Origin of the sequence: Streptomyces sp. NRRL S-455 (assembly GCF_000717875.1) — a bacterium.
Taxonomy (GTDB): domain Bacteria; phylum Actinomycetota; class Actinomycetes; order Streptomycetales; family Streptomycetaceae; genus Streptomyces.
In genome coordinates, this window is record NZ_JOCT01000047.1 from 1 (window position 1) to 26,011 (window position 26,011).

The following is a 26,011-nucleotide window of genomic DNA, read 5'->3' on the forward strand; positions in this document are numbered from 1 at the left end:
AAACGCCCGGTTACATTCCGAACCCGGAAGCTAAGCCTTACAGCGCCGATGGTACTGCAGGGGGGACCCTGTGGGAGAGTAGGACGCCGCCGAACAAATATTGAATGGGTTGGACCCTGAACTTCGGTTCGGGGTCCAACCCTTTTTTGTTGCGTGTCACTTGGAGTTCACGTTGCACGCTCAGCATCCACAGTATGGGTACTGCTGCGATGCTCAGGGCCGCCGGCGTCGGACTCGGTGACGAGGTTGTCGTGCCGGCCTTCGGGAACGTCGAGGTCGCCGAGGCCGTTGCCATGGCCGGGGCGATGCCGATCTTCGCCGACATAGATCCTGTCACCTACTGCCTCGACGCCTCCGCTGTGGAAGCGGCGGTAACTCCACGGACCGCGGCCGTGGTTGTCGTACACCGCTTCGGCCGGATCGCCGACCTCGCGCCGTTGCACGCGTTGGGAGCACGGCAGGAGCTGCTCGTGCTGGAACAAGGAGAGTCCGAGGCGCCCTACGACGAGATAGCCCAGCGCAGGGAGCGAGCGGCCTATCTCGACGCGAAGTTGAGGGGTGTGCGGACGCCGGACAACGGAGACGGCCACACCTATCAGCAGTACGTCGTGCGGGTTCCGGGCAACGGGAGGCCGGACCGGGACGCCTTCGCGCGGGCTGTACGCGCCCGAGGAGTCGAATGCCGGGTGCCGGTCAAGACGCCGGTCCACCGACTGCCCGAATTCCGGCGTTGTGTGTCCCTCCCGGAGACGGAGCGGGCTGCCGACGAGACGCTCACGCTTCCCGTGGACGCGACGCTGACCAAGCGGGACATGCAGCGAATCGTGTCCGCGTGCAATGCCCTCGGAGGGCTGCTGCAGCCTGCCTTCTGAGTGGTTGGGAGCACGGGTCTGTTCGGGGTATGATCTATTCCGTTGCCGCGCGGGAAACCGCAGAGCGACAGGCCCCTATAGCTCAGTCGGCAGAGCGTCTCCATGGTAAGGAGAAGGTCAACGGTTCGATTCCGTTTGGGGGCTCCAGTCAATAAGGCCCCACCCTCACGGGTGGGGCCTTATTCATGTCCTAGTCCTTGTGGAGGCCCGGGACGCGCATTGCCAGGATCGCCATGTCGTCGGACGGGGCGTCCGACGCGAAGCGTTCCACCGCGCGCATGATGCGGGCCGCGACCGCACCGGCCGTCAGGCCCGTGCACGTCGTGAGAACGTCGGCGAGGCCGTCGTCGCCCAGCATCCGGGAGCCCTCGCGGCGTTCGGTGACGCCGTCCGTGACGCACAGCAGGACATCGCCCGGGTCCAGGGTGACCGTCTGCTGGTACAGCTCAAGGTCGTCGATGACGCCGAGCAGCGGCTGAGGCTCGGCGGCCGGTTCGACCGTGCCGTCCTGGCGCAGACGCAGCGGGAGCGGGTGGCCCGCGCAGACGACCTTCAGTTCCGCGCTGCCGTCCTCCTGCGGGCGCATCTCGCCGTAAAGGAGGGTGAGGAAGCGGCTGCGGGCGCCTTCGTCGAGGATGGCGGAGTTGAGGCGTTCCAGGACCGCCGGGCCGCTGAGGCCCTCACGGGCAAGGAGGCGCAGGGCGTGGCGGGCCAGGCCCGTAACCGCCGCCGCGTTCGGGCCCGTACCGCAGACGTCGCCGATGGCGAAGCCGTAGGAGCCGTCGCGGATGGGGAAGACGTCGTAGAAGTCGCCGCCGACCTCGTTGCCCTCGCCGGCCGCGCGGTAGATGACCTCGACCTCGACTCCCTCGATCGTGGGAAGTTCCGGGGGCAGGAGGCTGCGCTGGAGGGACTGGCTGATCGCCGTGCGCTCCGAGTAGAGGCGGGCGTTGTCCAGGGCCAGGGCGGCTCGGCGGGAGAGGTCCTCGGCGAGTTCCAGGATCTCCTGGCGGAAGTGCTCGTCGGTCGGCTTGCCGAGGGTCAGCATGCCGATGACGCGGTTGCGGGCGACCAGGGGAAGGACGACGGTCTCCCCGCCGACGGCGGAGGCAGTGGCGAGAGTCGGGCCGATGCCGGGGGTGACCTGGCGGGTCGGGCCGCCGCTGAGGCCGAGGCTGCGCATCGAGCTGCGCAGGGCTGCCTGGTGGGCGACCTCCCCCGGGGCCGTCCACACCCGGGCGCCGGGCGTCGGCACCGGGTCGGGCGGGGGGACCTTCGACAACAGGGACTTGATGCCGTCGATGAGTTCCTCGTCCTCGTGCAGCACGTACGAGAGGTACGGCTCGGAGGCCTGGTCGGCGATCGTGTAGACGGCGCACCAGGTGGCCAACTTCGGGACCGTCATCTGGGCCATCAGGGCCAGGGTCTGGTCGCGGTCCAGGGTGCCGGCCAGAAGGTCGGAGGCCTCGACCAGGAAACTCAGGGAGCCCCGGCGCAGGCGTTCGAGTTCGCCGAGTCGGGCCGACTCCACCGCCAGGGCGATGCGGTCCGCGGCGAACTGGAGGCGCAGGGCCTCCTCGTTGGAGTATCTGCCGGGGGACTCCGCGGCGACGCCGAGGGAGCCGGTGAGGCGGCCCTCCACCTTCAGCGGCACCGTGACGACCGAGCGCATGCCCGTGCCGTTCAGGAGCGGCACCGCACCCGCGACCGCCGTCAGGTCTTCGTGGACGGCCGGCATACGTGCCGAGCTGTAGCGGCCGGTGCCCGCCTCGACGGGGACGCGGGCGAAGCGCTGGCGGGCCGAGGGGAGGCCGGTGGAGGCGCGGACCTCCAGTTCCGTCTCGTCGTCGGTGGCCAGCAGCAGGAAGGCCGAGTCGCCGTCGAGCATGTCGCGAGCGCGTTCCACCGTGCGTTGGAGGAGCCCGTCGAGGTCGTCCGGGGCGGGGGAGCCGATGAACACCTCGAAGGGGTCGGCGCTCTGCCCCTCGGAGCCGGTGGTGGTGTCGGAGGTGGGGACCCGCAAGGGCGTCTGGAGAACAGCCCGTTCGTGGTCACGTACCAGGAGGCACACGGTTGACGGTTCGCCTCCGGTGTCACGGACGCGCAGATGGGAGGCGTAGACGGGGATGACGCGGCCGTCGACGGCGCGGATGCCGTAACTGCCCTCCCAGCGGGAGAGCCGGAGCGCCTCCGCGATGCCGGTGCTGGTGCCGGGCGTGTGCGGCCAGGCGGCGAGGTCGGTGAGGGGTTTGCCGGTGACCTGCTCGGCCGGGTAGCCGAAGAGTTCCTCGGCGTCCTCGTTCCAGGCGGTGATGTGGCCGGTGCGGTCGATCTGGATGACCGCCACGCGGACTCTGCCGTCGGCGAGGGGGAGGAGGTCGGCGGGGAGGGCCGGGCCGGCCGCGCGCGTGCCCACGGCCCGGGCGGGGAGGTCGAGTTGGAACCAGACGGTCTTGTGGGTGGGGGTGTACTCGACGCCCCAGCGGCCGGCCAGGGCCGCGCACAGCTGGAGCCCGCGGCCGCCCTCCCGGTCGGGGCTGCCCATGTTGACGGAGGTGGCCTGGAGCGGGATCTCGCGTTCGGGATAGCGGTCGGCCACCTCGATGCGTACGCCCTCGTCGCTGCGCAGGCAGAGCAGATCGGCCGAGGTGCCGGCGTGGACGACGGCGTTGGTCACCAGTTCGCTGGTGAGAACGACGGCGTCGTCGACGATGTCGGCGAAGCCCCAGCCCTGGAGGGTGTCGCGGACGAAGGAGCGGGCGCTCGCGACAGATCGCCCGACGGGCTCGAAACTGGCGGCCGCGCGCGCGGTGATCACAGAACTCCTCGACCGGTTCTCGATGTGGTGGGCTGCGTGGCAGACCGGCTCGCGCCGCTGTTGCGGCATGCCGCCCGTCGGCCCGGGGTCCGGGGGCTGTTCCCCCGGGATCAGTCCGGTGGTCATGTGTGCGGCCGCCCCTCCGATGCCCGCTCGTCTTCGTGCCACCGCCCAGGCCGGACGAACCGGCGCGGCTGGACAGCCGGATGCAAGGTTACTTACCTTCGCGGTCCATGCGGATGCCGGTCTGCAGTGATTCCGCCCGGAGGGTGTGCGGACGATGTGCGAAGCTGCCGAACTGTTATGGCCTGGTTCGGGCAGGGTGAAACACTGGGCAAGCTTCCTGTGAAGGTCCGGGCAGGCTGAGTGTCCACTGCGTCCGGCGGGCAGCAGCCCGCTGGGCACGGCCTGGTATGCAGGGCGGAGAATACGCAGTAGTAACCGGTCCGCCGAGCGCGGTACCCGAGCACAGCAGTGACGGTCGACCCCTGCGGGAGGGACACAGTGGAGTCTGGCGCAGCGACGCGTGGCAAGAAGGCGCGCGCGAAGGACGGACCGTCCCCGAGGAACCAGGGCAGGGTGCGCAGCGGCACCACCGAGGTGGACACGGCCGCCCTGAACCGGCTGATGACGGCCCTGGTGGCCATGCGGGACGGAAACTTCCGCAAGCGGCTCACGGTGTCCGGGGACGGCGTGATGGCCGAGATCGCGGCCGTGTTCAACGAGGTGGCCGACCGCAATCTGCACCTGACGGGTGAGCTGGCGCGGGTGCGGCGGATGGTGGGCCGCGAGGGCAAACTGACGGAGCGGCTGGAGACGGGTGCCTGTGAGGGCTCCTGGGCGACCGCGATCGACAACTCGAACGCCCTGGTGGACGACCTGGTGCGGCCGGTTTCCGAGGTCAGTCGGGTGCTGTCCGCGGTGGCCGAGGGTGATCTGTCGCCGCGCATGGAGTTGCGGACGCAGGTGCCCGACGGGAACGGGCAGCCGCTGCGCGGCGAGTTCCTGAAGGTCGGGCGGACCGTCAACAACCTGGTCGACCAGCTGTCGACCTTCACCGACGAGGTCACGCGGGTGGCCAGTGAGGTGGGCACCGAGGGCAAGCTGGGCGGGCAGGCACGTGTGCGGGGCATGTCGGGTTCCTGGCGGGACCTGACGGACTCCGTCAACACGATGGCGAACCGGCTCACCGCTCAGGTGAGGGACATCGCGCTGGTGACGACGGCGGTCGCCAAGGGTGACCTGTCGCGGAAGGTCACGGTCCAGGTGGCCGGCGAGATGCTGGAGCTGAAGAACACCGTCAACACGATGGTGGACCAGCTGTCGGCGTTCTCCTCCGAGGTGACCCGGGTGGCCCGTGAGGTGGGCACGGAGGGCGCGCTGGGCGGCCAGGCGCAGGTGCCGGGCGTCGCCGGTGTGTGGAAGGAACTCACCGATTCGGTGAACACCATGGCCGGGAACCTCACGGCCCAGGTCCGTGGGATCGCGGAGGTGACGACCGCGGTCGCCAACGGTGACCTGTCACGCAAGGTGACCGTGCCGGCGCGCGGTGAGGTCGCGCAGCTCGCCGACACGATCAACCAGATGACCGAGACGCTGCGGATCTTCGCGGACGAGGTCACCCGCGTGGCCAACGAGGTCGGGGCCGAGGGGCAGCTCGGCGGTCAGGCGAACGTGCCGGGTGCGGCGGGGACGTGGAAGGATCTCACCGATTCGGTGAACACGGTCTTCCGGAATCTGACCACCCAGGTGAGGGACATCGCCGCGGTGACGACGGCCGTGGCCAACGGTGATCTGTCGCAGAAGGTCACCGTGGACGTGGCCGGCGAGATGCTGGAGCTGAAGAACACCGTCAACACGATGGTCGACCAGTTGTCGGCCTTCGGTGCCGAAGTGACCCGTGTGGCGCGGGAGATCGGTGTCGAGGGTGAGCTGGGCGGTCAGGCGCAGGTGCCGGGCGTGGCCGGGACGTGGAAGGACCTGACGGACTCCGTCAACACGGCGTTCCGGAACCTCACCGGACAGGTGCGGAACATCGCGCAGGTGACGACGGCGGTGGCCAACGGTGACCTGTCGCAGAAGGTCACGGTCGACGTCTCCGGCGAGATGCTGAAGATGAAGAACACCGTGAACACGATGGTGGACCAGCTGTCGTCCTTCGCCGACCAGGTGACCCGGATGGCCCGGGACGTGGGCACGGAGGGCCGCCTCGGCGGTCAGGCCCGGGTGGACGGCGTGTCGGGCACGTGGAAGGAGCTCACCGACTCCGTCAACTCGATGGCGGGCAACCTCACCTCCCAGGTGCGGAACATCGCGCAGGTGACGACGGCCGTGGCCCGGGGTGACCTGTCGCAGAAGATCGACGTCGACGCGCGCGGGGAGATCCTGGAGCTGAAGAACACCATCAACACGATGGTCGACCAGCTCTCCGCCTTCGCCGACCAGGTGACCCGGGTCGCGCGCGAGGTGGGTACGGACGGCCGGCTGGGCGGTCAGGCGCAGGTGCCCGGCGTCGCCGGTGTGTGGCGCGACCTGACCGACTCCGTGAACGGCATGGCCTCCAACCTGACCGGCCAGGTGCGCAACATCGCCCAGGTGGCCACGGCGGTGGCCCGGGGTGACCTGTCGCAGAAGATCACCGTGGACGCGCGGGGCGAGATCCTGGAGCTGAAGAACACCCTCAACACGATGGTGGACCAGCTGTCGTCGTTCGCCGAAGAGGTCACGCGGGTGGCCCGTGAGGTGGGTACGGAGGGCATCCTCGGAGGCCAGGCCGAGGTGCAGGGCGTCTCCGGCACCTGGAAGGACCTCACCCAGTCCGTGAACGGCATGGCCAACAACCTGACCATTCAGGTGCGCAACATCGCCGAGGTCACGACCGCGGTGGCCCGGGGTGATCTGTCGAAGAAGATCACCGTCGACGCCAAGGGCGAGATCCTCGAGCTCGTCACGACCGTGAACACGATGGTGGACCAGCTGTCGTCCTTCGCCGAGCAGGTGACCCGGGTGGCCCGTGAGGTGGGTACCGAGGGCATCCTGGGCGGCCAGGCGCACGTGCCGGGTGTCACGGGCATCTGGAAGGACCTGAGCGACAACGTCAACCTGATGGCCAAGAACCTGACCACTCAGGTGCGGAACATCTCCCAGGTCTCGGCGGCGGTCGCCAACGGTGACCTGACGCGGCAGGTCACCATCGAGGCGCGCGGCGAGGTGGCGCAGCTCGCCGACACCATCAACACGATGGTGAAGACGCTGAGTTCGTTCGCCGAGCAGGTCACCAAGGTGGCCCGTGAGGTGGGCACGGACGGCATCCTCGGTGGTCAGGCGCACGTGCCGGGTGTGGCCGGTACGTGGAAGGACCTCACCGAGTCGGTGAACCAGATGGCGTCCAACCTGACCGGCCAGGTGCGCAACATCGCCATGGTGACCACGGCTATCGCCAAGGGTGACCTGACGAAGAAGATCGACATCGACGCGCGCGGCGAGATCCTGGAGCTGAAGACGACCATCAACACGATGGTGGACCAGCTGTCGTCGTTCGCCGAGGAGGTCACCCGGGTCGCCCGCGAGGTGGGCACGGAGGGACAGCTGGGCGGTCAGGCGCGGGTGCGTGACGTCGACGGCACCTGGCGGGACCTGACGGAGTCCGTGAACGAGATGGCCGGGAACCTGACCCGGCAGGTGCGTGCCATCGCGAGGGTGGCGACCGCGGTGACCCGTGGCGACCTGAACCTGAAGATCGACGTGGACGCGTCCGGGGAGATCCAGGAGCTTCAGGACTACATCAACAAGATGATCGCCAACCTGCGCGACACCACCATCGCCAACAAGGAACAGGACTGGCTGAAGGGCAACCTGGCCAGGATCTCCGCGCTGATGCAGGGCCGCCGTGACCTGGAGGACGTGGCCTCGCTGATCATGAGCGAGCTGACGCCGGTGGTGTCCGCGCAGCACGGCGCGTTCTTCGTGGCGATGCCCCTGGTCGACGGGGAGGACATGAGCGCCGCGGACGAGGACCAGTACGAGCTGCGCATGCTCGGCAGTTACGGCTATTCGATGGGCTCCATGCCGACGTCGTTCCAGCCGGGTGAGGCGCTGGTGGGGACGGCCGCCGAGGAGAAGCGCACGATTCTGGTGGAGAACGCGCCGAGCGGCTATCTGAAGATCTCCTCGGGGCTCGGTGAGGCACCGCCCGCGCAGGTGATCGTGCTGCCGGTGCTGTTCGAGGGCAGTGTGCTCGGCGTCATCGAGCTGGCGTCCTTCACGCCGTTCACGCAGATCCAGAAGGACTTCCTGAACCAGATCGCGGAGATGATCGCGACCAGCGTCAACACCATCTCCGTCAACACCAAGACGGAGCTGCTGCTGGCGCAGTCGCAGGAGCTGACCGAGCAGCTGCGTGAGCGCTCCGCCGAGTTGGAGCAGCGGCAGAAGGCCCTCCAGGCGTCCAACGCGGAACTGGAGGAGAAGGCCGAGCTGCTGGCCCAGCAGAACCGCGACATCGAGGTGAAGAACACCGAGATCGAGGAGGCGCGGCAGGTCCTTGAGGAGCGCGCCGAGCAGCTCGCGGTGTCGATGCGCTACAAGAGCGAGTTCCTGGCGAACATGTCGCACGAGCTGCGTACGCCGCTCAACTCGCTGCTGATCCTGGCCAAGCTGCTCGCCGACAACGCCGAGGGGAACCTCTCCCCGAAGCAGGTGGAGTTCGCCGAGACGATCCACGGGGCCGGTTCCGACCTGCTCCAGCTCATCAACGACATCCTCGACCTGTCCAAGGTCGAGGCGGGCAAGATGGACGTCTCCCCGACCCGCATCGCGCTCGTCCAGCTCGTGGACTACGTGGAGGCCACCTTCCGGCCGCTGACCGCGGAGAAGGGCCTGGACCTGTCCGTCCGGGTGTCTCCCGAGTTGCCGGCCACGCTGCACACCGATGAGCAGCGGCTGTTGCAGGTGCTGCGCAACCTGCTGTCGAACGCGGTGAAGTTCACCGACTCGGGCTCGGTCGAGCTGGTCATCAGGCCGGCGCGGGACGATGTGCCGCAGAAGATCCGGGAGCAGCTGCTGGAGACCGGGTCGCTGACCGACCCGGACGCGGACCTGATCGCGTTCTCCGTGACGGACACCGGCATCGGCATCGCGAACAGCAAGATGCGGGTGATCTTCGAGGCGTTCAAGCAGGCCGACGGCACGACCAGCCGCAAGTACGGCGGTACGGGCCTCGGGCTGTCCATCTCGCGGGAGATCGCGCAGCTGCTCGGCGGTGAGATCCACGCGCAGAGCGAACCGGGACGCGGCTCGACGTTCACGCTGTATCTGCCGCTGCACCCCAGCGAACTGCCGCCGCAGGGCTACCAGCAGCAGTTGCCCGCCCTGGAGGCCGGTGACCTGGTGGCATCGTCAGAGCTGGCGGAGCTGTCCGACGTGGAGGTCGACACGCCGGCCGAGGTGAAGTCGTACCGCGACACGCAGAACGGGCCGGCCGCCCTCTTCCGGCGGCGGCGCAGGATGCCCGAGCTGTCGCAGCGCCCCGCCCAGCCCGAGCAGTGGACCCCGGCCGAGCAGGAGACGGCGCCGAAGCCGCAGCGCGGTATCCGGTTCGGCGGCCAGAAGGTCCTGATCGTCGACGACGACATCCGTAACGTCTTCGCGCTGACCAGTGTCCTGGAGCAGCACGGCCTGTCCGTGCTGTATGCCGAGAACGGGCGCGAGGGCATCGAGGTGCTGGAACAGCACGACGACGTGGCGGTCGTACTGATGGACATCATGATGCCCGAGATGGACGGGTACGCGACGACGACGGCGATCCGCAGGATGCCGCAGTTCGCCGGGCTGCCGATCATCGCGTTGACCGCGAAGGCGATGAAGGGCGACCGGGAGAAGGCGATCGAGTCGGGGGCTTCCGACTACGTGACGAAGCCGGTCGACCCCGATCACCTGCTGACGGTGATGGATCAGTGGATGCGAGGGGAGTGAGGGGAACGTTGGACCGTTACGCAACGTTGGCGGGGAGGTTCGGTGTTCACACGGAGTTGCGAACTCGATGTGCGCATAGTCGTGTAGAAGTACGAGATCCGGGGAACCTTCTGGTCTCCTGCTGCGTTTCTGCTACGTGCACAGTGACATCACGGTGACAGGGTGTGTCGACAGGCGGGGTGCGGCTACGATGACCGGCACAAGGACGGGCGGCGCAAGGGAGTCGTCCCCTGGGGCGACATTCACCGATGTTTCCTCAGGTCCTGCGGACAGGGGAGGCCCCACGCCGGGGCGAGGAGGGCGGGCCATGGTGCAGAAGGCCAAGATCCTCCTGGTCGATGACCGGCCGGAGAATCTGCTGGCGCTGGAGGCGATCCTCTCTGCGCTCGATCAGACGCTGGTGCGGGCATCGTCCGGGGAGGAAGCGCTCAAAGCGCTGCTCACGGACGACTTCGCGGTCATCCTGCTGGATGTCCAGATGCCGGGCATGGACGGGTTCGAGACGGCCGCGCACATCAAGCGGCGAGAGCGGACCCGGGACATCCCGATCATCTTCCTCACGGCGATCAACCACGGCCCGCACCACACCTTCCGTGGGTACGCGGCGGGTGCGGTCGACTACATCTCCAAGCCGTTCGACCCGTGGGTGCTGCGCGCAAAGGTCTCCGTCTTCGTCGAGCTGTACATGAAGAACTGTCAGCTGCGTGAGCAGGCGTCGCTGCTGCGGCTCCAGTTGGAGGGCAACGGCAAGGACGAGGACGGCGAGGCCAAGGAGTCGGCCGGTCTGCTCGCGGAGCTCTCCGCGCGGCTCGCGGCCGTCGAGGAGCAGGCCGAGGCGCTGACCAAGCAGCTCAACGACGAGTCGACGGACGCAGCCGCCGTGGCGACGGCGGCTCATCTGGAGCGCAAGCTCACGGGGTTGCGGCGGGCGCTGGACGCGCTCGAGCCGGGCACCGGGACCGCGTCGTCCGTGTCCTCGCAGAACTGACGTCCGGGCAGGTCCGGTTGCCCGCCCATGAGCGTGCGTCAATTCCGCGCCTCTCCCGGAGCGACACGAACGGGTGAAGCCGTGGGCACGCGTGTCCCCAGCCGTCTCCCCCGGTAACCTCACACCCATGGCCTCACGTCCCTCCGCAGCCAAGAAGCCGCCGGCGAAGAAGGCGGCCGCTTCCTCGAAGGCTCCGGCGAAGAAGGCCGCTGCCAAGAAGGCTCCCGCGAAGAAGGCGCCCGCCAGGAAGGCCGCGGCGAAGAAGGTCGCGCCCAAACCGGCACCGAGCCCCACCGGAGGCATCTACCGGCTCGTGCGCGCCCTGTGGCTCGGTGTCGCGCACGCGGTGGGCGCCGTGTTCCGGGGCGTGGGACAGGGCGCCAGGAACCTCGACCCGGCCCACCGCAAGGACGGCGTCGCCCTGCTGCTGCTCGGCATCGGACTGATCGTCGCCGCCGGCACCTGGGCCGACCTGAAGGGCCCCGTGGGCGACCTGGTCGAGATCCTGGTGACCGGCGCCTTCGGCCGGCTCGACCTGCTGGTGCCGATCCTGCTCGCCGTCATCGCCGTGCGGTTCATCCGGCACCCGGAGAAGCCCGAGGCCAACGGGCGCATCGTCATCGGCCTGTCCGCGCTCGTCATCGGCGTGCTCGGCCAGGTCCACATCGCCTGCGGCTCACCCGCGCGGGGCGACGGCATGCAGGCCATAAGGGACGCCGGCGGCCTCATCGGCTGGGCCGTCGCGACCCCGCTGTCGTACGCCATGGGAGACGTGCTCGCCGTACCGCTGCTGGTGCTGCTGACGGTCTTCGGGCTGCTGGTCGTCACGGCCACGCCGGTCAACGCCATCCCGCAGCGGCTGCGCCTGCTCGGTGTGCGGCTCGGGATCGTCCGCGACCCGGCCGAGGACGAGTTCGGCGAGGACGACGAGCGCTTCGAGGAGCAGTGGCGGGAGGCGATGCCCGCCCGGCCGCGCGGCAGGCGCACGCCAGCGCCCGAGGCCTACGACCCCGACAGCGCCGAGCAGGAGGCCCTCACGCGCCGCCGCGCCCGTCCCCGGCGGTCCGCGGTGCCGCAGCCCGACATGGACCGGCCGAGGGACGCCGTGGACGTCGCCGCGGCGGCCGCCGCCGCTCTCGACGGTGCCGTCCTGCACGGAATGCCGCCCTCGCCGATCGTCGCCGACCTCACGCAGGGCGTGCGGACAGGAGGCCAGGAACCGACCACTCCGACGCCCGTCCCGGCCGCCCGCCCCCAGCAGGACAAGCCCGAGCAGGACAAACCCCAGCAGGACAAGCCCGAGCTGCAGAAGCCGAAGCCGGGCGTCCGCGATCTCACCAAGGCCCCGCCCGCCGAGCCCCGCGACCTGCCCTCGCGCGCGGAGCAGCTCCAGCTGTCCGGCGACATCACGTACTCCCTGCCTGCGCTCGACCTGCTGACGCGCGGCGGCCCGGGCAAGGCCCGCAGCGCCGCGAACGACGCCATAGTCGCCGCGCTGACCACCGTCTTCACCGAGTTCAAGGTCGACGCGAGCGTCACCGGCTTCACCCGCGGGCCGACGGTCACGCGCTACGAGGTCGAGCTCGGCCCCGCCGTGAAGGTCGAGCGGATCACCGCGCTGACCAAGAACATCGCCTACGCCGTCGCCAGCCCGGACGTGCGGATCATCAGCCCGATCCCCGGCAAGTCCGCGGTCGGCATCGAGATCCCGAACACCGACCGGGAGATGGTCAACCTCGGTGACGTCCTGCGCCTGGCGGAGTCGGCGGAGGACGACGACCCGATGCTGGTCGCGTTCGGCAAGGACGTCGAGGGCGGCTACGTCATGCACTCGCTGGCGAAGATGCCGCACATGCTGGTCGCCGGCGCCACCGGCTCCGGCAAGTCGTCCTGCATCAACTGCCTGATCACCTCGATCATGATGCGGGCGACCCCCGAGGACGTACGGATGATCCTCGTCGACCCCAAGCGGGTCGAGCTGACCGCCTACGAGGGCATCCCGCACCTGATCACGCCGATCATCACCAACCCCAAGCGCGCCGCCGAGGCGCTCCAGTGGGTCGTGCGCGAGATGGACCTGCGCTACGACGACCTGGCGGCCTACGGCTACCGGCACATCGACGACTTCAACCGTGCCGTGCGCGAGGGCAAGGTCAAACCGCCCGAGGGCAGCGAACGGGAGCTCCAGCCGTATCCCTATCTGCTGGTCATCGTCGACGAGCTGGCCGACCTGATGATGGTCGCGCCGCGGGACGTCGAGGACGCGATCGTGCGCATCACGCAGCTCGCCCGCGCGGCCGGCATCCACCTGGTGCTCGCCACCCAGCGGCCGTCCGTCGACGTCGTCACCGGCCTGATCAAGGCGAACGTGCCGTCGCGGCTGGCCTTCGCCACCTCGTCGCTGGCCGACTCGCGGGTCATCCTCGACCAGCCGGGCGCCGAGAAGCTCATCGGCAAGGGCGACGGGCTGTTCCTGCCCATGGGTGCGAACAAGCCGGTGCGTATGCAGGGCGCCTTCGTGACCGAGGAGGAGATCGCGGGCGTCGTCCGGCACTGCAAGGACCAGATGGCGCCCGTCTTCCGGGACGACGTCACCGTGGGCACCAAGCAGAAGAAGGAGATCGACGAGGACATCGGCGACGACCTCGACCTGTTGTGCCAGGCGGCCGAACTGGTCGTCTCCACGCAGTTCGGCTCGACGTCCATGCTCCAGCGCAAACTGCGCGTCGGCTTCGCCAAGGCCGGGCGGCTGATGGACCTCATGGAGTCCCGGAACATCGTCGGGCCCAGCGAGGGTTCCAAGGCTCGTGACGTTCTTGTGAAGCCTGACGAACTGGATGGCGTGCTCGCCCTGATCCGTGGGGAGTCTGATGGATAGGGAAGCGGGGCAGGGTGATCGCCTCGCGGAGCGGGTGCTGCAATCGGGTGTCCGGATCGTGACTCACCCGTAAGGGATCAGTGAGCAACCGTTTCCCGTCGGTGTACGTCAAGTTGAGGGAAGCGGAAAACCAGCGACCCCACCATCGGAATGTCGGGCCATTCCGATGGCGTACAAAGTGCCACCGCCCGGTTGCCCCACCCTTTTGATGCCCCCCTAGACTGAACTCCCAGCACAGGCGGCTACACGCTCGAAAGGCGCCCCCGTGTCCATCGGCAACTCCCCTGAAGACGAGCGTCCGTTCGAAGACGAGCGCGTCGAAGAAGACCGCGAGCCAGCCCGCCCCTCTATCGGCCGTGCCCTGCAGCAGGCGCGTATCGCAGCGGGGCTGACCGTCGACGACATCAGTAGCGCCACCCGGGTCCGCATGAACATCGTGCACGCCATCGAGGCGGACGACTTCACCGTCTGCGGCGGTGACGTCTACGCCCGCGGGCACATCAGGACCCTGGCGAAGGCCGTCCACCTCGACCCGGCGCCGCTGCTCGCCCAGTACGGTGACGAGCACGGCGGACGCCCGGCACCGACCCCGGCAGCCCCCCTCTTCGAGGCGGAACGTATCCGCCCGGAGCGGCGGGGGCCCAACTGGACCGCGGCCATGGTCGCCGCGATCGTCGCCGTGATCGGTTTCGTCGGGTTCACCATGTTCCAGGGTGGTGACGAGGGCGGCGGCGAGACCAACGTGGCCGAGGGCTCCACGCCCACGGCCGGTGCCTCCTCCCCGACGCCCAAGTCCAAGAAGCCCGCCGATCCCAAGCCCGAGCCCTCCGACAGCGCCATCGCGGCAGCGCCGCAGGACAAGGTGACCGTCCGGGTGTCCGCCGCCGACGGCCGCAGCTGGATCTCCGCCAAGGACCACAGTGGCCGGCTGCTCTTCGACGGAGTCCTCAAGCAGGGCGACTCCAAGACCTTCCAGGACAGCTCCAAGGTCCACCTCGTCCTCGGCGACGCCGGCGCCATCGACCTCTTCGTCAACGGCAAGAAGATCGAGGACGACTTCCAGCCGGGCTCCGTCGAACGCCTGACCTACACGAAGGGTGACCCCGAGGCCGGGTAACCGGCCCGTAGGGGTGTCCGCCGTACGGGGTTGGCCGTTCTCGGCCAACCCCGTCGACATGGGGTGTCGGCGGGACGAAGTACTCTTGAGCCCATGCCTGAACGCCGTACCGTCGCACTTGTCACCCTTGGCTGCGCCCGTAACGAGGTGGACTCGGAGGAGCTCGCAGGCCGTCTGGAGGCGGACGGCTGGCAGCTCGTGGAGGACGCCGAGGAAGCGGACGTCGCCGTCGTGAACACGTGCGGCTTCGTCGAGGCCGCCAAGAAGGACTCGGTCGACGCACTCCTGGAGGCAAACGACCTCAAGGGGCAGGGCAGAACCCAGGCCGTCGTGGCGGTGGGCTGCATGGCCGAGCGGTACGGCAAGGAACTCGCCGAGGCCCTTCCCGAGGCCGACGGCGTGCTCGGCTTCGACGACTACGCGGACATCTCCGACCGGCTCCAGACCATCCTCAGCGGCGGCATCCACGCCGCGCACACCCCGCGCGACCGGCGCAAGCTGCTGCCGATCAGCCCGGCCGAGCGCCAGGAGTCCGCCGAAGCGGTCGCGCTCCCCGGGCACGCCCCCGCGGACCTTCCGGAGGGCCTCGCTCCGGCCTCGGGGCCGCGCGCTCCCCTGCGCCGCCGGCTGGACGGCTCCCCGGTGGCCTCCGTGAAGCTCGCCTCCGGCTGCGACCGGCGGTGCTCCTTCTGCGCCATCCCGTCCTTCCGCGGCTCCTTCATCTCCCGCCGGCCCTCGGACGTGCTGAACGAGACGCGGTGGCTGGCCGAGCAGGGCGTGAAGGAGATCATGCTGGTCTCCGAGAACAACACCTCCTACGGCAAGGACCTGGGCGACATCCGCCTGCTGGAGTCGCTGCTGCCCGAGCTCGCCGAGGTCGACGGCATCGAGCGGGTGCGCGTCAGCTACCTCCAGCCGGCCGAGATGCGGCCCGGGCTCATCGACGTGCTGACCTCCACCCCCAAGGTCGCGCCCTACTTCGACCTGTCCTTCCAGCACTCCGCGCCCGGCGTGCTGCGCGCGATGCGGCGCTTCGGCGACACCGACCGGTTCCTGGAGCTGCTCGACACGATCCGCGGCAAGGCGCCCGAGGCCGGCGTGCGCTCCAACTTCATCGTCGGCTTCCCCGGCGAGAGCGAGGCCGACCTCGCCGAGCTGGAGCGGTTCCTCAACGGCGCGCGACTCGACGCCATCGGCGTCTTCGGCTACTCCGACGAGGAGGGCACCGAGGCGGCGACCTACGACGGCAAGCTCGACGAGGACGTCGTCGCCGAGCGGCTGGCGCGCGTCTCGCGTCTCGCCGAGGAACTCGTCTCGCAGCGTGCCGAGGAGCGGGTCGGCCAGACGGTGCAGGTGCTCGTCGAGTCCGTCGAGTCCGTCGAGTCCACCGGCGACGGGGACGGCGTGTACGGCCGTGCGGCGCACCAGGCGCCGGAGACGGACGGTCAGGTGCTGCTCACGAGCGGCGCGGGTCTGCGCGTCGGCCGTATGGTCGAGGCGAAGGTGGTCGGCACGGAGGGTGTCGACCTGGTGGCCGAGCCGCTGCAGGGCTCGTACGCCTCGCCTGCGTGGAGTGAGGAGGCGGGCAGATGACCGGTGTCCCGGCATCCGCGGCGGGAGGTGCCTCCGGCGCGCGGAGGGCTGCGGGCGGTGCGGCTGCCGCGGCGCCTGCGGCCTCGGGGAAAGTTCCCGGGGTGGCGGTCGGGCGTGCGGCGGCGCGGTCGGCTGATGGCGGGGCGTCGTCCGGTGCGGGGCACGGGGCATCCGCCGGCGTGGATCACGGCGGGGCAGCCGCCGCGGAAGGCTCGGGTAGCACTCCCGCCGAGGGCGACGGGAAGCCCGCTCGGGGCGGGAAGATCGCTGCTGCGGCCGTCAACCAGGCCAGTGTCTGGAACATCGCCAACCTCCTGACCATGCTCCGGCTGCTCCTCGTCCCCGCGTTCGTGGCGCTGATGCTCGCGGACGGCGGTTATGACCCGGCGTGGCGGTCCCTCGCCTGGGCCGCCTTCGCCATCGCCATGATCACCGACTTGTTCGACGGTCACCTCGCGCGCACGTACAACCTCGTCACGGACTTCGGCAAGATCGCCGACCCCATCGCGGACAAGGCGATCATGGGGGCGGCGCTGATCTGTCTGTCCTCCCTCGGTGATCTGCCGTGGTGGGTGACCGGCGTCATCCTGGGGCGGGAACTCGGGATCACCCTGCTGCGTTTTCTGGTCATTCGGTACGGCGTCATCCCGGCCAGCCGCGGAGGCAAGCTCAAGACCCTCACCCAGGGCGTGGCCGTCGGCATGTACGTGCTGGCGCTGACGGGGTGGCTGGCCACCCTGAGGTGGTGGGTGATGGCCGCGGCGGTCGTTCTGACCGTGGCGACCGGGCTCGACTATGTGAAACAGGCCATTGTGCTGCGCAGGCAGGGAATCGCCGAGCGGAAGGCCGCGTTGGAGGAGAAGGAAGCGTGAGTTCCACGGCCACCGAGGTGGTGCGACTACTCACGGTGAAGGGTGAGACGCTCGCCGTCGCTGAGTCGTTGACCGGTGGCCTCGTCGCCGCGGAGATCACATCGGTCCCCGGGGCGTCCAAGGTCTTCCGGGGTTCAGTGACCGCCTACGCCACCGAACTGAAGCATGGACTGCTCGGTGTCGACGCCTCCCTGCTGGAGGCGCGAGGAGCGGTGGATCCGCAGGTCGCGGACCAGATGGCGGCCGGCGTACGCAAGGCGCTCGGCACCGACTGGGGTATCGCGACCACCGGTGTCGCCGGTCCCGATCCGCAGGACGGACAGGCCGTCGGGACGGTCTTCGTCGCCGTGGACGGACCGTTCGGCACCGATTCCGGTTCCGCCGGCGGCGGAAAAGTGGCGTCTCTGCGGTTGAACGGCGACCGCGAGGAAATTCGTAGAGAGAGTGTACGGAGCGTACTCGCACTGCTCCTGAAGGAGCTTGCGGGCGAACAGACTGGGAATGAGCGGGCACAGGATACGGAACGGAACGGGGGGTTTTGATGTTTGCAGCCCTGAGTGAACACGACATCGCTCCCCGCACGGCCGCGGCGCAAGGCGGTACGGTGGGGCGTAATGGATGCGGCTACGCGGTCCGAGGAGGGAGCCACCGATGATTCTGCTCCGTCGCCTGCTGGGTGACGTGCTGCGTCGGCAGCGCCAGCGCCAGGGCCGTACTCTGCGCGAAGTCTCCTCGTCCGCCCGAGTCTCACTCGGCTATCTCTCCGAGGTGGAGCGGGGGCAGAAGGAGGCTTCCTCCGAGCTGCTCTCCGCCATCTGCGACGCGCTGGACGTACGGATGTCCGAGCTCATGCGGGAAGTGAGCGACGAACTCGCCCTCGCCGAGCTGGCCCAGTCCGCTGCGGCCACCCCCAGCGAGCCTGTGCCCACGCCGGTTCGACCGATGCTGGGTTCCGTTTCGGTGACCGGTGTGCCACCGGAACGGGTGACCATCAAGGCGCCCGCCGAGGCGGTGGACGTCGTCGCCGCGTGACGGTCCTTCGCGTACCCGGCTCTCGCCGTGTGCGCGGGTGACGCCGACGAGGCGCTGAGAAGGTGTACGAGGCCCCGGCCGGGCCTCTCCGGTGGATCCGGAGGGGTGCCGCCCGGGGTTTTCTCTTGGCTTGATGTATCCGTTTTGAGTGCGTTTGCCGGTATGGCGTGCGGCGGTCATCGTTGAGGGGTGACGGGCACAGCCAACGGAGGTGCAGATGTACGTCGTGAAGAGCCCTTTGTCCGACGCGAGCCTCAAGGCTGTGTCGGAGGCGTTGCAGGGCGCGCTTGTGGACCTGGTGGACCTCGCCCTCGTGGCCAAGCAGATCCACTGGAACGTGGTGGGGCAGCGCTTCCGTTCCGTGCATCTCCAGCTCGACGAGGTCGTCGACACGGCACGGAAGTATTCCGACATCGTTGCGGAGCGCGCCGCGGCGCTCGGTATCTCGCCGGACGGGCGTGCCGCGACCGTGGCCGTCGGCAGCGGGATCGGTGTGACCCCCGAGGGGTGGGTCGACGACACGACCGCCGTGGGGGCGCTCGTCGACGCGCTGGGCGCGGTGATCGCGCGGATGCGGGAGCGGGTCGAGGCGACCGGCGAGCCGGATCCGGTGAGCCAGGACATCTTCATCGGCATCACGGCGGACCTGGAGAAGCATCACTGGATGTTCCAGGCCGAGAACGGGTGACCGGAGCGGGCGCGGCAGCGGGCGACGGGCCGGCCGGGGGGTTCGCCGCTCGGCGCTTCGTGACGCGTCGTGCTGGGGCGCACGGTGCGTCTGTGTGCCATTGGTGCGCCCTGTTCGTGGCTCCGAGTGGCCGACCGGCGCCTGGCTGGAGGCGTCGGCCATGGCGGGGATAGGGCGCTGGGGGGCCCGTGGAGCCGCAGTGGGGCTGGGGGCGCTGTGGTGGTGTGCCGTGGTGCGGCTGCTGGTCGTGCCGGAGGCGGGGGTGCTGGAGGCGGTCGTTGCCGCCGGGGGGTGGGGGCTGAGTGTGCTGCCGGTGCACTGTGTTCCGAAGGCTCAGGCCGGCGGGTCGCTCGGTGCGGGGCGGTGGTGGCGGGTGTGGGCGGCGGGAACGCGTGGGGTGGTGTCTCGGCGGGGGGGAGGTGGGGGTTGCGGCCTGGGTGGGTTGTTGCGTGCCTCACCAAGGCATGGCCACGCCCCCGTTCGGGCGGATGATCTGGCCCGTCGTGAAGGACGAGGCGTCGGATGCCAGGTGAAGGACCGCGTGGGCGATGTCCTCCGGGTCGCCGACCCGGCCGAGAGGTGACATCCGGGCCATCACGGCCTCGGTGCGCGCCTGGGCCTCGCCGTCGCGGCGGTCGGTCATGGGTGTGCGGATCCAGCCCGGTGCGACCGCGTTGACGCGGATGCCGTGCCGGCCCACCTCCGTCGCCAGGGTCTTCGTCAGCTGGACCACCGCAGCCTTGGCGGCGCCGTAGCAGAGCAGCCCGGGGCCGCCGGTGTCGACGGCGCCCGAGGTCATCGTGACGATGCTGCCCCGGACGCCGCGGGCGATCATCAGGCGGGCCGCCTCCTGGCAGGCGTACAGCACGCCCTTGAAGTTCACGGCCATCACCCGGTCGAGGTCCTCGTCCCGGGTCTGCAGTACGGGGCTGCTGTGCATGATTCCGGCGATCGCCGCGAGGATGTCCAGGCGTGCGCAGGACGTGACCGCCCGTCTCACGCCGCAGCGGTCGGTGACGTCGAGGAGGTGGGTGTGGGCGGTGCCGCCGCCGTCTTTGATCAGAGTTGCCGTCTCGTGCAGGCCCTCGGGGTCAAGGTCCGCGCAGTGCACGGTGGCGCCCGCCTCGGCGAGCAGGAGTGCCGAGGCTCGGCCGATGCCGCTCGCCGCGCCGGTGACGAATGCCGTGCGGCCGGTGAGGTCGTACGCCGTGACGGGCATGTACGGACCGTACGAGCGTTTCTGACGGGTCGTCAATTGGTTGTCGCGGACGTCATTCGGTCGTGTCGTGGCGGACGCGCCGGGCCGGTGCGGGGCCCGGCTGGCAGGTGGGGCACCAGTACGTGGGGCGTTCGCGGGAACCGTCACCCTGGTCGGCGACGCGGACCGAGGTGTGGCAGCGCAGGCAGGGGCGGGGAGCCCGGCCGTACACGAAGAGGTCTTGGCCGCGGCGGCCCGTGGTGGTGCGGATCGGGCGGTCGCGGTTGGTCTCCAGCAGCCTTCTGGCCAGCTCGGGGAGGACGGTGGCGCGTTCGGCGGGCAGGCTGCCCACCGGGAGCCAGGGTGAGACGCCGAGCAGGAAGCAGAGCTCGCTCTTGTAGACATTGCCGATGCCGGCGAGGTTGCGCTGGTCGAGCAGGGCCTCGCCGAGGGGGCGGGTGGGGTCCCGGAGGACGTTGGCGAGAGCCCGCTCGGGGTCCCAGTCCGGGCCGAGGAGGTCCGGGCCGAGGTGGCCGACCGCGCGGTGCTCGTCGGCGGTGCGCAGGAGCTCCAGGACGGGGAGGCGATAACCGACGGCAGTGCGGTCGGCGGTGCCCAGGATCGCGCGGATCTGGTGGCCCGGGCCGCCGCTCCATCGCTGACCGTTCCGGTACACCTTCCAGGCGCCGTCCATCCGCAGGTGGGAGTGGAGGGTCAGACCGCCCTCGACGCGGGTCAGGAGGTGCTTGCCGCGCGGGGTGACATCGAGGACCGTGCGGCCCGTGAGGTCGGCCGTGGCGAAGCGGGGCACCCGGAGGTCGCTGCGGGTCAGCACCTTGCCCGCGAGGGCACCGTGCAGCCGCCTCGCGGTCTGCCAGACCGTGTCACCTTCGGGCATGGGTCAAGGGTGGCACGGGGTGTGCTGCTCAGGTCTGGTGATCAGGCGCGGAGGCGTAGTCCTCGAGGGGTCGCGATGAAGCCCGCTCCTTCCAGGAGGGTGCCGATGGGGGAGGTCAGGGCCTGGGCGCCGTTGACGCGTTCCACGGTGACCGTGCCGAGGGAGCCCGCGCGGGCGGCTGCGGCGAGTGCCTCCGCGGCGGAGCGCAGCCGCTGGTCGCCGGTGGGGTCGCCGTCCGGGTCGGCTGCCCAGGCCAGCAGGGTCTTGCCGCCGCGCTCCATGTAGAGCGTCAGCTCACCGTCGACGAGTACGACCAGGGAGCCGGCCTTGCGGCCCGGCTTGTGTCCGGCGCCGGTCGGGGGCTCGGGCCAGGACAGGGCGGCGCCGTAGGCGTTCGCCGGGTCGGCGGCGGCGAGGACGACCGCCCGGGAGGCGGCGTCCGGGCGGCCGCGACGGCCCGGGATCCCGGGGTCGTACGGTGCGCGGCCACCGTTCTGCCAGGGCGGAGGGCCTTGCGGGGCGTAGTCCCGGGGGGAGACGTACTCGTCCCGGGACCCTTCGGGAGCCGGCATGTCGAGCGTGGGACCGAAGTCGGGGAAGCCGTTGTGGCCGGGATCGTCGGTGTGGTCGGTCGAGGGGGCGGAGTCGTCCGGTCCGGCGAAGTCGTGTGCGGGGAACGGGTCGAGGTCGGGGACCGGCGGGCCGGGCAGGTCCTCGCCGCGGTCCCGGGCGTTGGACACGGCGCGCAGGCGGTCCACAGCGCCGTCCATCGCGAACTGTGCGGCGCCAAGGCCCTCCACGACGTAGCCCCGGCGGGCCTGGCCGCTCTCCTCGAAGGCGGACAGCACACGGTACGTCGCCGAGAACCCGCCCTCGACACCCTCCGCCGACACCGCGCCTCTGGTCACCACGCCGTGCCGGTCGAGGAGCGTGCGCGCGAGGGCGTGGGCCCGCACCGTGGGGTCCGGCTCGTGGGCCGGGAGCAGGGACCAGCGGCCGGCGACGGTCGGCGGGCCGGAGCGGGACGCGGTGCGCGCCGCGGCCGTCAGGGAGCCGTAGCGGCCGCGCGGGACCGCGCGCTTGGCACGGTGGGCCGTCGAACCGGCGGTGCGGCCCGAGCCGAGCAGGGACCGCATGGGCGCGAGCGTGTCGTTCGTCAGGCGCCCTGACCAGGCGAGGTCCCAGATGATGTCGGCCAGTTGCGGGTCGGTGGCGTCGGGGTGGGTGGTGGCACGGACCTGGTCGGCGATCTGGCGGAAGAAAAGGCCGTAGCCGCCGGAGAGGGCGTCCAGGACGGACTGGTGGAGGGCCGTGAGCTCCAGCGGGTGCGGGGGCGGCAGGAGCAGCGGTGCCGCGTCCGCCAGGTAGAGGGAGACCCAGCCGTCCTTGCCGGGGAGGGAGCCGGCCCCGGCCCACACCACCTCTCCGGACGCGGTGAGCTCGTCCAGCATCGCCGGGGTGTAGTTCACGACCCGGGAGGGCAGGACCAGCTTCTCCAGGGCTGAGGCCGGCACGGACGCGCCCTGGGTCTGCTCGATGGCGCGCACCAGCCCGTCGACGCCGCGCAGCGAGTGACCCTTGCCGATGTGCTGCCACTGCGGGAGGAACTGGGCGAGCGCGGCCGGCGGCACCGGCTCCAGTTCATGCCGCAGGGCGGCCAGGGAGCGGCGGCGCAGGCGGCGCAGCACGGCCGCGTCGCACCACTCCTGGCCGATCCCGGCCGGATGGAACTCGCCCTGGACGATCCGGCCCGCCCCGGCGAGCCGTTGGAGGGCGCCCTCGGTGACGGCGACGCCCAGGCCGAAGCGGGCCGCCGCCGTGGCCGAGGTGAACGGGCCGTGGGTGCGGGCGTAGCGGGCGAGGAGGTCGCCGAGCGGGTCCTTGACGGGCTCTGTGAAGGCCTCCGGGACGCCGACCGGCAGCGCCGTGCCCAGCGCGTCGCGCAGGCGGCCCGCGTCCTCGATCGCCGCCCAGTGACCGGCGCCGCCGATCCGGACCCGGATGGCGCGACGCGCACCGGCCAGCTCCTCGGCCCACCGCGGCTCGGCGCCCCGCTCGGCGAGCTCGTCGTCCGTGAGGGGACCGAGGAGGCGGAGGATGTCCGCGACGCCCTCGGCGTCCTTGACGCGGCGGTCCTCGGTGAGCCACTGAAGCTCCCGCTCCAGCTCCGTCAGCACCTCCGCGTCGAGCAGCTCGCGCAGCTCCGCCTGGCCCAGCAGCTCGGCCAGTAGCCGCGAGTCGAGCGAGAGGGCCGCGGCGCGGCGCTCGGCGAGCGGCGAGTCGCCCTCGTACAGGAACTGGGCGACGTAGCCGAAGAGGAGGGAGCGCGCGAAGGGCGACGGTTCGGGAGTCGTGACCTCGACGAGGCGGACCTTGCGGGACTCCAGGTCTCCCATCAGCTCGACGAGGCCGGGGACGTCGAAGACGTCCTGGAGGCACTCGCGGACCGCCTCCAGGACGATCGGGAACGAGCCGAACTCGCTCGCCACCTGCAACAGCTGGGAGGCGCGCTGGCGCTGCTGCCACAGCGGGGTGCGCTTGCCCGGGTTGCGGCGCGGCAGCAGCAGTGCGCGGGCCGCGCACTCGCGGAAGCGGGACGCGAACAGCGCCGAGCTGCCCACCTGGTCGGTGACGACCTGGTCGACCTCGCCCTTGTCGAAGACGACGTCGGCGGCGCCCACCGGGGCCTGCTCGGCGTCGTACTCGCGGCCCGTCCTCACCGGTTCCTGGTCCAGCAGGTCCAGGCCCATCAGGTCGGCGTCCGGCAGACGCAGCACGATGCCGTCGTCGGCGTGCATGACCTGCGCGTCCATGCCGTACCGCTCGGAGAGCTTCGCTCCGAGCGCGAGCGCCCAGGGGGCGTGCACCTGGGCGCCGAACGGGGAGTGCACGACCACACGCCAGTCGCCTAGCTCGTCGCGGAAACGCTCCACGACGATCGTCCGGTCGTCCGGAACGTGGCCGCAGGCCTCACGCTGCTCGTCCAGGTAGGAGAGCACGTTGTCCGCCGCCCAGGCGTCCAGGCCTGCGGCGAGCAGGCGCAGCCGGGCGTCGTCCTTGGGCAGCGAGCCGACCTCGCGCAGGAAGGCGCCCACCGCCCGGCCCAGTTCCAGCGGGCGGCCCAGCTGGTCGCCCTTCCAGAAGGGCAGCCGGCCCGGTACGCCCGGGGCCGGGGAGACCAGGACGCGGTCGCGGGTGATGTCCTCGATGCGCCAGGAGCTCGTCCCGAGAGTGAAGACGTCGCCGACGCGGGACTCGTAGACCATCTCCTCGTCGAGCTCGCCGACCCGGCCTCCGCCCTTCTTGGGATCGGCGCCCGCGAGGAAGACACCGAAGAGGCCGCGGTCCGGGATCGTGCCCCCGGAGGTGACGGCGAGGCGCTGGGCGCCCGGGCGGCCGGTGATCTCGCCGGTGACGCGGTCCCACACCACGCGGGGGCGCAGCTCGGCGAACGCGTCGGACGGATAGCGGCCGGCGAGCATGTCGAGGACCGCGGTGAAGGCGGACTCGGGCAGGGAGGCGAAGGGGGCGGCCCGGCGGACGGCGGTGAGGAGGTCGTCGAACTGCCAGCTGTCCATGGCCGTCATGGCGACGATCTGCTGGGCCAGGACGTCCAAGGGGTTGGCGGGGACCCTGAGGGACTCGATGGCGCCGGTTCGCATGCGTTCGGTCACCACCGCCGCCTGCACCAGGTCACCGCGGTACTTCGGGAAGACCACGCCGGTGGAGACCGCGCCCACCTGGTGGCCCGCGCGGCCGACGCGTTGGAGACCGGAGGCGACCGAGGGGGGTGACTCGACCTGGACCACGAGGTCGACCGCGCCCATGTCGATGCCCAGCTCCAGACTGGACGTGGCGACGACCGCGGGGAGGCGACCCGCCTTGAGGTCCTCCTCGACGAGGGCGCGCTGCTCCTTGGAGACCGAGCCGTGATGGGCGCGGGCGATGACCTGCGGGGCGCCCTGGGCGGCTCCCGAGCCGCCCATCAGCTCGGCGGGGGAGTGGTGCTCGTCGAGGGTCTCGCCCGTGGCCCGTTCGTAGGCGATCTCGTTCAGCCGGTTGCAGAGACGCTCCGCGAGTCGGCGAGAGTTGGCGAAGACGATCGTGGAGCGGTGGGACTGCACGAGGTCGGTGATCCGCTCCTCGACGTGCGGCCAGATCGACGGACGCTCGGCGCCCTCCGAGCCGTCCGACACGGGAGAGCCGCCCAGCTCGCCCAGGTCCTCGACCGGGACGACCACGGAGAGGTCGAACTCCTTGCCCGACTCGGGCTGGACGATCTCCACCTTGCGGCGGGGCGAGAGGAAACGGGCGACCTCGTCGACGGGACGGACCGTCGCGGAGAGGCCGATACGGCGGGCGGGCTTCGGGAGCAGGTCGTCCAGGCGCTCCAGGGAGAGCGCGAGGTGGGCGCCGCGTTTGGTGCCGGCGACGGCGTGCACCTCGTCGAGGATCACGGTGTCGACGCCGGTCAGCGCGTCGCGGGTCGCCGAGGTCAGCATCAGGAACAGCGACTCGGGGGTCGTGATCAGGATGTCCGGCGGGCGGGTGGACAGGGCGCGGCGTTCGGCGGCGGGGGTGTCGCCCGAGCGGATGCCCACCTTGACCTCCGGCTCGGGCAGGCCGAGGCGTACGGACTCCTGGCGGATGCCGGTCAGGGGACTGCGGAGGTTGCGCTCCACATCCACGGCCAGGGCCTTCAGGGGGGAGACGTACAGGACGCGGCAGCGCTTCCGGGGGTCGGCGGGGGGCGGGGTCGAGGCCAGCTGGTCCAGGGCGGCGAGGAAGGCGGCCAGGGTCTTGCCGGAGCCGGTGGGGGCGACGACCAGCACGTCCGAGCCCTCGTGGATGGCCTGCCACGCGCCGGCCTGGGCGCTGGTCGGCGCGGAGAAGGCACCCGTGAACCAGGCGCGGGTCGCGGGGGAGAAGGTGTCCAGGGCTCGGTGTGCGTGGCTGGCCATGGATCCATCGTGCACCTCGGCACTGACAGTGGGGTGCCGCCGGGGGTTTGCCTGCCGTTTCGTGGTGGGTCGGGGCCGCGCCGGGGGGTGTCCGTCCTCGGAACGGCGCGATGGGGTCGGAGA

The 26,011-nt window shown here is 70.5% G+C and carries 14 protein-coding genes, 1 tRNA gene, 1 rRNA gene and 1 pseudogene; 13 read left to right on the top strand and 4 right to left on the bottom strand.

Annotated features, from left to right (window positions below; genetic code table 11):
* The 3 genes from rrf to IE97_RS0137145 form a co-directional block, all read left to right on the top strand.
* A 5S ribosomal RNA gene (gene rrf, locus IE97_RS39560) occupies positions 1-95 on the top strand; the annotation flags it as partial.
* Positions 96-209: 114 nt separating this feature from the next.
* On the top strand, positions 210-872 hold the full coding sequence (locus IE97_RS0137140) for a DegT/DnrJ/EryC1/StrS family aminotransferase (protein WP_030251661.1): 663 nt from the start codon (positions 210-212) through the stop codon (positions 870-872).
* 71 nt (positions 873-943) lie between these two features.
* Positions 944-1,019: transfer RNA gene (locus IE97_RS0137145), tRNA-Thr, on the top strand.
* A gap of 43 nt (positions 1,020-1,062) precedes the next feature.
* On the opposite strand, the gene IE97_RS0137150 is transcribed toward IE97_RS0137145, so the two are convergent.
* A complete protein-coding gene (locus IE97_RS0137150; RefSeq protein ID WP_030251665.1) occupies positions 1,063-3,816 on the bottom strand; it encodes a SpoIIE family protein phosphatase in 2,754 nt (917 codons plus the stop codon).
* Between the two features lie 378 nt (positions 3,817-4,194).
* Between IE97_RS0137150 and IE97_RS0137155 the strand changes: the two genes are divergently transcribed.
* The 10 genes and pseudogenes from IE97_RS0137155 to IE97_RS43350 all read left to right on the top strand — a co-directional run.
* Entirely contained in the window at positions 4,195-9,663 is a 5,469-nt protein-coding gene (locus IE97_RS0137155) for a HAMP domain-containing protein (RefSeq protein ID WP_078603535.1), read from the top strand.
* Between the two features lie 307 nt (positions 9,664-9,970).
* Complete coding sequence (locus IE97_RS0137160) at positions 9,971-10,651, top strand: response regulator (protein WP_030251672.1); 681 nt, start codon at positions 9,971-9,973, stop codon at positions 10,649-10,651.
* Positions 10,652-10,778: 127 nt separating this feature from the next.
* Entirely contained in the window at positions 10,779-13,529 is a 2,751-nt protein-coding gene (locus IE97_RS0137165; RefSeq protein WP_030251676.1) for a DNA translocase FtsK, read from the top strand.
* A 265-nt stretch (positions 13,530-13,794) separates the two neighbouring features.
* Positions 13,795-14,646 carry a helix-turn-helix domain-containing protein gene (locus IE97_RS0137170; protein ID WP_030251679.1) on the top strand — a complete coding sequence of 284 codons (852 nt, stop codon included), beginning with the start codon at positions 13,795-13,797 and terminating at the stop codon, positions 14,644-14,646.
* Positions 14,647-14,739: 93 nt separating this feature from the next.
* Positions 14,740-16,239 (top strand): 30S ribosomal protein S12 methylthiotransferase RimO, encoded by a 1,500-nt coding sequence (gene rimO, locus IE97_RS0137175; RefSeq protein WP_030251682.1) that lies wholly within the window; start codon positions 14,740-14,742, stop codon positions 16,237-16,239.
* Positions 16,236-17,111 (top strand): CDP-diacylglycerol--glycerol-3-phosphate 3-phosphatidyltransferase, encoded by an 876-nt coding sequence (pgsA, locus tag IE97_RS0137180; protein ID WP_030251685.1) that lies wholly within the window; start codon positions 16,236-16,238, stop codon positions 17,109-17,111. The genes rimO and pgsA overlap by 4 nt, the downstream gene beginning before the upstream one ends.
* Positions 17,108-17,653: a CinA family protein gene (locus IE97_RS0137185; protein WP_030251688.1), complete on the top strand. Its 546-nt coding sequence runs from the start codon at positions 17,108-17,110 to the stop codon at positions 17,651-17,653. Before pgsA ends, IE97_RS0137185 begins: the two co-directional genes overlap by 4 nt.
* Positions 17,654-17,762: 109 nt before the next feature.
* Entirely contained in the window at positions 17,763-18,143 is a 381-nt protein-coding gene (locus IE97_RS0137190; RefSeq protein WP_003993396.1) for a helix-turn-helix domain-containing protein, read from the top strand.
* Positions 18,144-18,360: 217 nt separating this feature from the next.
* The gene (locus IE97_RS0137195; protein WP_030251693.1) at positions 18,361-18,831 is read left to right on the top strand and encodes a Dps family protein; all 471 of its coding nucleotides are present in this window, start codon (positions 18,361-18,363) and stop codon (positions 18,829-18,831) included.
* 160 nt (positions 18,832-18,991) lie between these two features.
* Positions 18,992-19,237 (top strand): annotated as a pseudogene (locus IE97_RS43350) (hypothetical protein); the annotation flags it as partial.
* A 48-nt stretch (positions 19,238-19,285) separates the two neighbouring features.
* Here IE97_RS43350 and IE97_RS0137200 read toward each other — a convergent pair.
* The 3 genes from IE97_RS0137200 to IE97_RS0137210 are packed head-to-tail and all read right to left on the bottom strand — an operon-like array spanning position 19,286 to position 25,888.
* Entirely contained in the window at positions 19,286-20,050 is a 765-nt protein-coding gene (locus IE97_RS0137200) for an SDR family NAD(P)-dependent oxidoreductase (RefSeq protein ID WP_030251696.1), read from the bottom strand.
* Positions 20,051-20,102: 52 nt separating this feature from the next.
* Entirely contained in the window at positions 20,103-20,927 is an 825-nt protein-coding gene (locus IE97_RS0137205) for an Fpg/Nei family DNA glycosylase (protein WP_030251700.1), read from the bottom strand.
* 41 nt (positions 20,928-20,968) lie between these two features.
* Positions 20,969-25,888 carry an ATP-dependent helicase gene (locus IE97_RS0137210; RefSeq protein ID WP_030251705.1) on the bottom strand — a complete coding sequence of 1,640 codons (4,920 nt, stop codon included), beginning with the start codon at positions 25,886-25,888 and terminating at the stop codon, positions 20,969-20,971.
* Positions 25,889-26,011 lie beyond the last annotated feature (123 nt).